Here is a 7,195-nt window from a genome sequence, read left to right as displayed (position 1 = left end):
GTTTAGAAAATTGTAACCCCGGGGGGGCGGGGGGCGACGCCCGCGCGGCCGTCGTGCTGCGCGAACAGGAACTTGCCGGAGAGCGCGGCCGCCCACGGCGCCGCGCAGAGCCCGGCGTCCAGTTCGCGTACCCACGCCGCCGTGTCGGCGTGCCCCGCACCGTCGAGCCCGGCGGTCGGCGAGGCGACGATGTTGCGCACCCGCTCGTGCGTCTCGGAGGGCAGCAGGCCGACCGCGCGGAGCCGGTCGGCGAGTTCGCCGCCGCACGTCGAAGCAAGGCCCCGCAGTTGGACGTTGCCGCGCGAGGTGGTCTCCGGGCGGCCGTCGCCGAGCGCCTCGGCGGCGTCCGCCAGCGCCAGTAGCTGATGATCCGTCAGCATACCGCCGGGCACGCGGATGCGGGCGAGGGCGCCGTCGTCGGCCGTGTGCAGACGAAGGGCCCCCGGACAGGCGTCCGACCGGCCCCGGTCGGGCACGGCGGAGCCCGCCCCGGCGGGGTCGGGAGTCGGTGGCATGGCGGCGAGCATACAGATTGTCCGACCGGCCGCCCCGTCGCCTGGATCACAGTCCGCATGCCGCCCCGCAGCCGCGCGCCACCCCGTACGATGCTGCCCGGGCGGTCCGCGCGGACCGCCCGACGCCAGCGACGGCAAGCGGAGGAAACCGGTGCAAATCCGGTGCGGTCCCGCCACTGTAACCACGGCTCAGCGCCGTGGAGCCAGGAACTCCCGCCGTCGCCCACCCGCCCCCGGCCACCGCCGGGGGGACGACCGCCACGGGGCGCGGACCCCGAGGAAGGCCAGACCTGTGCGCTGCCGCATGCCCGGCTCCGCCGTCCGAACCGGACGCGCCGAGCCCGCGCCCGCCGTCCCCGCGACCACGCCGACGGCCCTGTGCCGCACCACCCTCCTCGCACCCCGCACGCCCCGGAACACCGACCCGGCCGGGAGGCCCTCCGCATGATCCTGCTGCTGTCGACCTCCGACACCGACCTGCTGAGCGCCCGCGCCGCGCAGGGCCCGGTGCCCTTCCGGCTGGGCAACCCGGCCCGGCTGACCGCGGAGGACCTGCCGGCCCTCGTCGAGGGCACCGACCTGGTGGTCGTCCGGCTGCTCGGCGGCCGCCGCGCCTGGGAGGACGGCCTGGACGCGCTGCTCGCCGGCCCCCGCCCGGTGGTCGTGCTGACGGGCGAGCAGGCGCCGGACGCCCAGCTGATGGAGCTGTCCACCGTCCCGGCCGGCATCGCCGCCGAGGCCCACGCCTACCTCGCCCACGGCGGCCCGGCCAACCTGGCCGAGCTCGGCGCCTTCCTCTCCGACACCGTGCTGCTCACCGGCCACGGCTTCGCCCCGCCGGCCTCCGCGCCCGCCTGGGGCCCGCTGGAGCGCACCGCCCGTACCTCCGACGGTCCGCTGGTCGCGGTGCTCTACTACCGGGCCCACCACATGAGCGGGAACACCGCGTTCGTGGAGGAGCTCTGCCGCGCGGTCGAGGACCAGGGCGCCCGCGCGCTGCCGCTGTACTGCGCCTCGTTGCGCGGCGCCGAACCGGAACTCCTCGCCGAGCTGGCGAGGGCCGACGCGATCGTCACCACCGTGCTCGCCGCCGGCGGCACCCGCCCCGCCGACGCGCAGGCCGGCGGCGACGAGGAGGCCTGGGACGCCGGTGCGCTCGCCGCGCTCGACCGGCCGATCCTCCAGGCGCTCTGCCTCACCTGGTCGCGCGCCCAGTGGGAGGAGAGCGACGACGGCCTCTCCCCGCTCGACACCGCCACCCAGATCGCCGTCCCGGAGTTCGACGGCCGCCTGATCACCGTCCCGTTCTCCTTCAAGGAGCTGGACGAGGACGGCCTGACCGTCTACCGGGCCGACCCGGAGCGCGCCGCCCGGGTGGCCGGCATCGCCGTCCGGCACGCCCGGCTGCGGCACACCCCGGCCGCCGAGCGGCGGCTCGCCCTGGTGCTCTCCGCCTACCCGACCAAGCACGCCCGGGTCGGCAACGCGGTCGGCCTGGACACCCCGGCCAGCGCGATGCGCCTGCTGCAGCGCCTCCGCGAGGAGGGCATGGACCTCGGCACAGACCTGCCGGGCCTGGACACGGCCTCCGTCTCGCACGAGCCGCCCCGAGCCGAAGGGCCCGCCGGTGCCGAAAGGGAGGAGCGCGGGAGCGACGAAGGAGCGACGGAGCGACGAGTGTCGGCGCCGGGTCAGGAGGGCCCGGAGACGAGCGGGCGGGTACATGAAGGCGACGCGCTGATCCACGCACTGATCGCGGCCGGCGGGTACGACCAGGACTGGCTGACCGAGGACCAGCTCGCCCGCAACCCCGTCCGCATCCCGGCCGCCGACTACCGGCGCTGGTACGCGGACCTGCCCGAGGAGCTGCGCGAGCAGGTCGAGCAGCACTGGGGCCCGCCGCCCGGCGAGCTCTACGTCGACCGCTCGCAGAACCCGGACGGCGACATCGTGCTCGCCGCGATCCGCTCCGGGAACCTCCTCGTCCTCATCCAGCCGCCGCGCGGCTTCGGCGAGAACCCGGTCGCGATCTACCACGACCCCGACCTGCCGCCGAGCCACCACTACCTGGCCGCCTACCGCTGGATCCAGGCCGCGCAGGCGGACGGCGGCTTCGGCGCGCACGCCGTCATCCACCTCGGCAAGCACGGCAACCTGGAGTGGCTGCCCGGCAAGACCGCGGCACTCTCCGCGGCCTGCGGGCCGGACGCCGTCCTCGGCGACCTGCCGCTGATCTACCCGTTCCTGGTCAACGACCCGGGCGAGGGCACCCAGGCCAAGCGCCGCGCCCACGCGACCCTGGTCGACCACCTCGTCCCGCCGATGGCCCGCGCCGACAGCTACGGCGATATCGCGCGCCTGGAGCAGCTGCTCGACGAGTACTCCTCCATCGCCGCGATGGACCCGGCCAAGCTGCCGGCGATCCGCGCCCAGATCTGGACGCTGATCCAGGCCGCCCGGCTCGACCACGACCTCGGCCTCGACGAGCGGCCCGAGGACGACGGCTTCGACGACTTCCTGCTGCACGTCGACGGCTGGCTGTGCGAGGTCAAGGACGCCCAGATCCGCGACGGCCTGCACGTCCTCGGCCAGGCCCCGGCCGGCACCGACCGGGTCAACATCGTGCTCGCCATCCTGCGCGCCCGGCAGATCTGGGGCGGCGTCAGCGCGCTGCCCGGCCTGCGCGAGGCGCTCGGCCTGGACGAGGCCGCGCTGACCCTCGGCGCCACCGACGCGGCCGAGGCGCAGGCCCGCGCCCTGGTCGAGGCGATGGAGGCCAAGGACTGGGCACCCGAGGCGGTGGAGAAGGTCGCCGCCGGGCACCCGGACGCGGTCCGCGAGGTGCTCGCCTTCGCCGCGGCGCAGGTGGTGCCGCGGCTGTCGGCGACCACGGACGAGCTGGACGCCGTGCTGCACGCGCTGAACGGCGGCTTCGTGCCGGCCGGTCCGTCCGGCTCGCCGCTGCGCGGCCTGGTCAACGTGCTGCCGACCGGCCGCAACTTCTACTCCGTCGACCCGAAGGCGGTGCCGAGCCGGCTCGCCTGGGAGACCGGGCAGGCGCTCGCCGCCTCGCTGGTCGAGCGGTACCGCGCCGACAACGACGGCGCCTACCCGCCCTCGGTCGGCCTGTCGCTCTGGGGCACCAGCGCGATGCGCACCGCCGGCGACGACATCGCCGAGGCCTTCGCGCTGCTCGGCATCCGGCCGGTCTGGGACGAGGCCTCGCGCCGCGTCACCGGTCTGGAGCCGATCGGCCCGGAGGAGCTCGGCCGTCCCCGGATCGACGTCACCCTGCGCATCTCCGGCTTCTTCCGGGACGCCTTCCCGCACGTGGTCGCCCTGCTGGACGACGCGGTGCGGCTCGCCGCCCGGCAGGAGGAGGCCGCGGAGGACAACTTCGTCCGCGCCCATGTGCAGGCCGACCTCGCCGAGCACGGCGACGAGCGCCGGGCCACCGTCCGCGTCTTCGGCTCCCGCCCGGGCACCTACGGCGCCGGCCTGCTCCAGCTGATCGACAGCCGGGACTGGCGCACCGACGCCGACCTCGCCGAGGTCTACACGGTGTGGGGCGGCTACGCGTACGGCCGGGGCCTCGACGGGCGGCCGGCCCGCGAGGAGATGGAGAGCGCCTACAAGCGGATCACGGTGGCCGCCAAGAACACCGACACCCGCGAGCACGACATCGCCGACTCGGACGACTACTTCCAGTACCACGGCGGCATGGTGGCCACCGTCCGGGCGCTCACCGGCAAGAACCCGGCCGCGTACATCGGCGACTCCACCCGCCCGGAGACCGTCCGCACCCGCACCCTCACCGAGGAGGCCGCCCGGGTCTTCCGCGCCCGGGTGGTCAACCCGCGGTGGATGGAGGCGATGCGCCGCCACGGCTACAAGGGCGCCTTCGAGATGGCGGCCACCGTCGACTACCTCTTCGGCTACGACGCCACCACGGGCGTGGTCGCCGACTGGATGTACGAGAAGCTCACCGAGGAGTACGTCCTCGACCCGGTCAACCGGGAGTTCCTCTCCGAGGCCAACCCGTGGGCGCTGCACGGCATCAGCGAGCGCCTGCTGGAGGCCGCCGACCGCGGTCTGTGGGCCGAGCCGGACCAGCGCCTGATCGACGAGCTGCGCGCCGCCTTCCTGGAGACCGAGGGCGACCTGGAGGGCGAGGGGTAGCCGCCGCCGGGGCGGGCCCGTCCCGAGCCTGCGTCAGGCATGCGGCCCCGTGGCACACTCGGCCGCATGCCTGAGGAACGCACCGCGGTGCAGGACGAGTTCGGATCGGCGTTCACGCCGGACTACCCCGACGTGGTCGCGGCCGGGTCCCTGCTCGCGGCACTGCAGGCCGAGGCGGACCGCGCGGGGTACGCCCTGGCCTTCGAGCACGTCCTGCCGCAGGTCCTGCCGCCGGAGGGCCTGCGGGTGGCTGCGCAGGCCGCCGCCGGCGACCGGCTGGCACGGGTCGTGCTCACCCTCGGCGGGCGGGGCTTCCACCTCGGCCACCGGATCGAGCACCGCACGGTGGCCGCGGGCCGCACCCCGGACCTGGCCTCGGCCGCCGCGGCCGTGCACGACTGGCTGCAGGGCACGGAGGTGGGCGAACTCACCGCGCGCCGGCCGTTCCTGCGCGACCTGGAGCGGTCGGCGCCGAACCCAGCCGACGACACCGTGGCGGACCGGTGGCAGCAGCTGCGCACCGCTCCCGCCGCACCGCGGAACTTCCGGCTGCGGGAGCTGGTCGAGGCCGCGTACCGGGAGCCGCGGCTGCGGGTCCTGTCGCCGGGCCTGAGCCACCACTGGCTGCGCCTGCGCCGCAGCGCCGACCGCCCCGACTACAGCGGCCTGCCGCTGGCCAGGCCGCTGGGCGGCGGCCGCTTCGAGGTGCGGACGGCCGACGGCGTCCTGCAGGAGGCCGACGGCGCCGCCGGGGCGGTCGCGCTCCTGCTCGCCGCGCTGCCCGAGGACCTGCCGGCGCCGTAGCTCCCGGCCACCGGCGCGCCCGGGGGGCGCGGGGACCTGCGCGGATCGCCGCGCACAGTTGCCCGCGCCCCCTGAACAACGGGCGCCCGGATGCATACGATCTCCGCATGACGTTGCGCACGGCGTTGTCCCGGCCCGCCCGTTACGCCTCGCTCGCCGCGGGCGGGGTCCCCGTGCTGGCCTTCCCCGGGGCGGGCCTGGACTGGCTGGCCTGGGTCGCGCTGGTGCCCGGGATGCTGCTGATGCGGCAGGCGCCCACCGGGCGCGAGGCGGCCGTCCGCGGCTGGTGGTTCGGCGCCGGTTTCATCCTGGTCGCGATGTACTGGCTGATCCCCTCGATCGGGCCCGGACTGCTGGGGCTGGCCGTGCTGTTCGGCGCGTTGCAGGCCGCCCTCGGGTACGCGGTGTGGCGGCTGCTGCACGGCCGGGTGACCGTCCGCCGGGCGCTGGCCGCCCTGGTGGTCGTCCCGGCGGTCTGGGTGAGCTGCGAGTTCGCCCGTTCCTGGCACGCCCTGGGCGGCCCGTGGGGGCTGCTCGGGGCGAGCCAGTGGCGGCACCCGGCGGTGCTGGCGCTCGCCTCGGTCGGCGGGGTGTGGCTGGTCAGCGCCGCGGTGGCGGCGTGCAACACGGCCGTGGTGATCCTCTGCTGCGGCCGGCTGCGGGTGCTGCCCGCGGCGGCGGTCGCGGCGGTGCTGGCGGCCGGCCCGGTGCTGTTCGCCGTGCTCCCGCAGCCGCCGGCCGGGCGGACCGTCACCGTGGCGCTCGTCCAGCCGGGCCAGACCGCGGACGACGCCTCGCGTCTGGCGGCGAGCGAGCGGATCACCCGGGGCCTGGCCGGGCAGCCGGTCGACCTGGTGGTCTGGGGCGAGAGCAGCACCACCGCCGATCTGGACCGGGACACCGCGGTCCTGGCGCAGATCCGCGGCCTGTCCGGCGCGCTCGGCGCGCAGGTGCTGGTCGGCGAGGACGCCCGGAAGGCGGACGGCCGGATCTCCAAGGACGCGGTGCTGGTCACCCCGGACGGGGTGGCCGCCCGCTACCGGAAGATCCGGCTGGTGCCGTTCGGCGAGTACATCCCGCTGCGGCCGCTGTTCGGCTGGATCGCCGGGGTGAGCAAGGCGGCGGCGGAGAACCGGGCCCCCGGCACCTCCTTCCACCTGCTCCCGGCCACCGACGCGGCGGGCCGTCCGCTGCCGGTGGGGGCGCTGATCTGCTTCGAGTCGGCCTTCCCCGACATGTCGCGGGCGGCCGCCCGGGACGGCGCCCCGCTGATCGTGTACCAGTCGTCCACCTCCACCTTCCAGTCCACCTGGGCGCCCGCCCAGCACGCCTCGCTCGGCGCGCTGCGCGCCGCGGAGAGCGGCCGGCCGGTGGTGCAGGCCGCGCTCACCGGGGAGTCGGTGGCGTACGACCGCCAGGGCCGCCGGCTGGCCCGGCTGGACACCTCGGGGTCGGGCGCGCTGACGGTCACCCTGGAGCTGGCCCGGCCCTCCGCGCTGACCTGGTACGACCGGCTCGGCGACTGGGTGCCGCTGACCTCGCTCGCGGTGACGGCGGCCGCGGCCGGCTGGGCGGTGCGCACGAGCCGCCGCTCCGCGGCCCGCACCCGCGACGGCGAGGCCGCCGAGCGGCGCTCCACCCTGGGCGTGTGAGTCGTCCGGGCCCGCGCACGGCGGCGCCCCGGCCCTGGCGGGCCG

General features: G+C 76.3%; 4 protein-coding genes and 1 riboswitch. Of the genes, 3 read left to right on the top strand and 1 reads right to left on the bottom strand.

Going from position 1 to position 7,195, the window contains the following annotated elements; all coding sequences use genetic code 11:
• Positions 1–2: 2 nt before the first annotated feature.
• Entirely contained in the window at positions 3–515 is a 513-nt protein-coding gene (locus ACFV0G_RS31470) for a hypothetical protein (RefSeq protein ID WP_380555380.1), read from the bottom strand.
• A gap of 141 nt (positions 516–656) precedes the next feature.
• Positions 657–728: riboswitch (cobalamin riboswitch) on the top strand.
• A gap of 231 nt (positions 729–959) precedes the next feature.
• On the opposite strand from ACFV0G_RS31470, the gene cobN reads away from it, so the two are divergent.
• The 3 genes from cobN (at position 960) to lnt (ending at position 7,150) form a co-directional block, all read left to right on the top strand.
• On the top strand, positions 960–4,694 hold the full coding sequence (gene cobN / locus ACFV0G_RS31465) for a cobaltochelatase subunit CobN (protein ID WP_380555378.1): 3,735 nt from the start codon (positions 960–962) through the stop codon (positions 4,692–4,694).
• Between the two features lie 66 nt (positions 4,695–4,760).
• Positions 4,761–5,498, top strand: a complete 738-nt coding sequence (locus ACFV0G_RS31460; RefSeq protein ID WP_380555376.1) for a DUF6193 family natural product biosynthesis protein — start codon at positions 4,761–4,763, stop codon at positions 5,496–5,498.
• Between the two features lie 107 nt (positions 5,499–5,605).
• Positions 5,606–7,150 (top strand): apolipoprotein N-acyltransferase, encoded by a 1,545-nt coding sequence (gene lnt, locus ACFV0G_RS31455; protein WP_380555374.1) that lies wholly within the window; start codon positions 5,606–5,608, stop codon positions 7,148–7,150.
• Positions 7,151–7,195 lie beyond the last annotated feature (45 nt).

Source organism: Kitasatospora sp. NPDC059571 (assembly GCF_042735675.1).
Classification (GTDB): Bacteria; Actinomycetota; Actinomycetes; order Streptomycetales; family Streptomycetaceae; genus Kitasatospora.
This window is presented reverse-complemented; position numbering and strand designations above follow the sequence as displayed.

Coding starts and splice junctions, on each gene's coding strand:
- ACFV0G_RS31470 (WP_380555380.1), bottom strand. CDS start 515: ATGCCACCGACTCCCGACCCCGCCGGGGCGGGCTCCGCCGTGCCCGAC.
- cobN (WP_380555378.1), top strand. CDS start 960: ATGATCCTGCTGCTGTCGACCTCCGACACCGACCTGCTGAGCGCCCGC.
- ACFV0G_RS31460 (WP_380555376.1), top strand. CDS start 4,761: ATGCCTGAGGAACGCACCGCGGTGCAGGACGAGTTCGGATCGGCGTTC.
- lnt (WP_380555374.1), top strand. CDS start 5,606: ATGACGTTGCGCACGGCGTTGTCCCGGCCCGCCCGTTACGCCTCGCTC.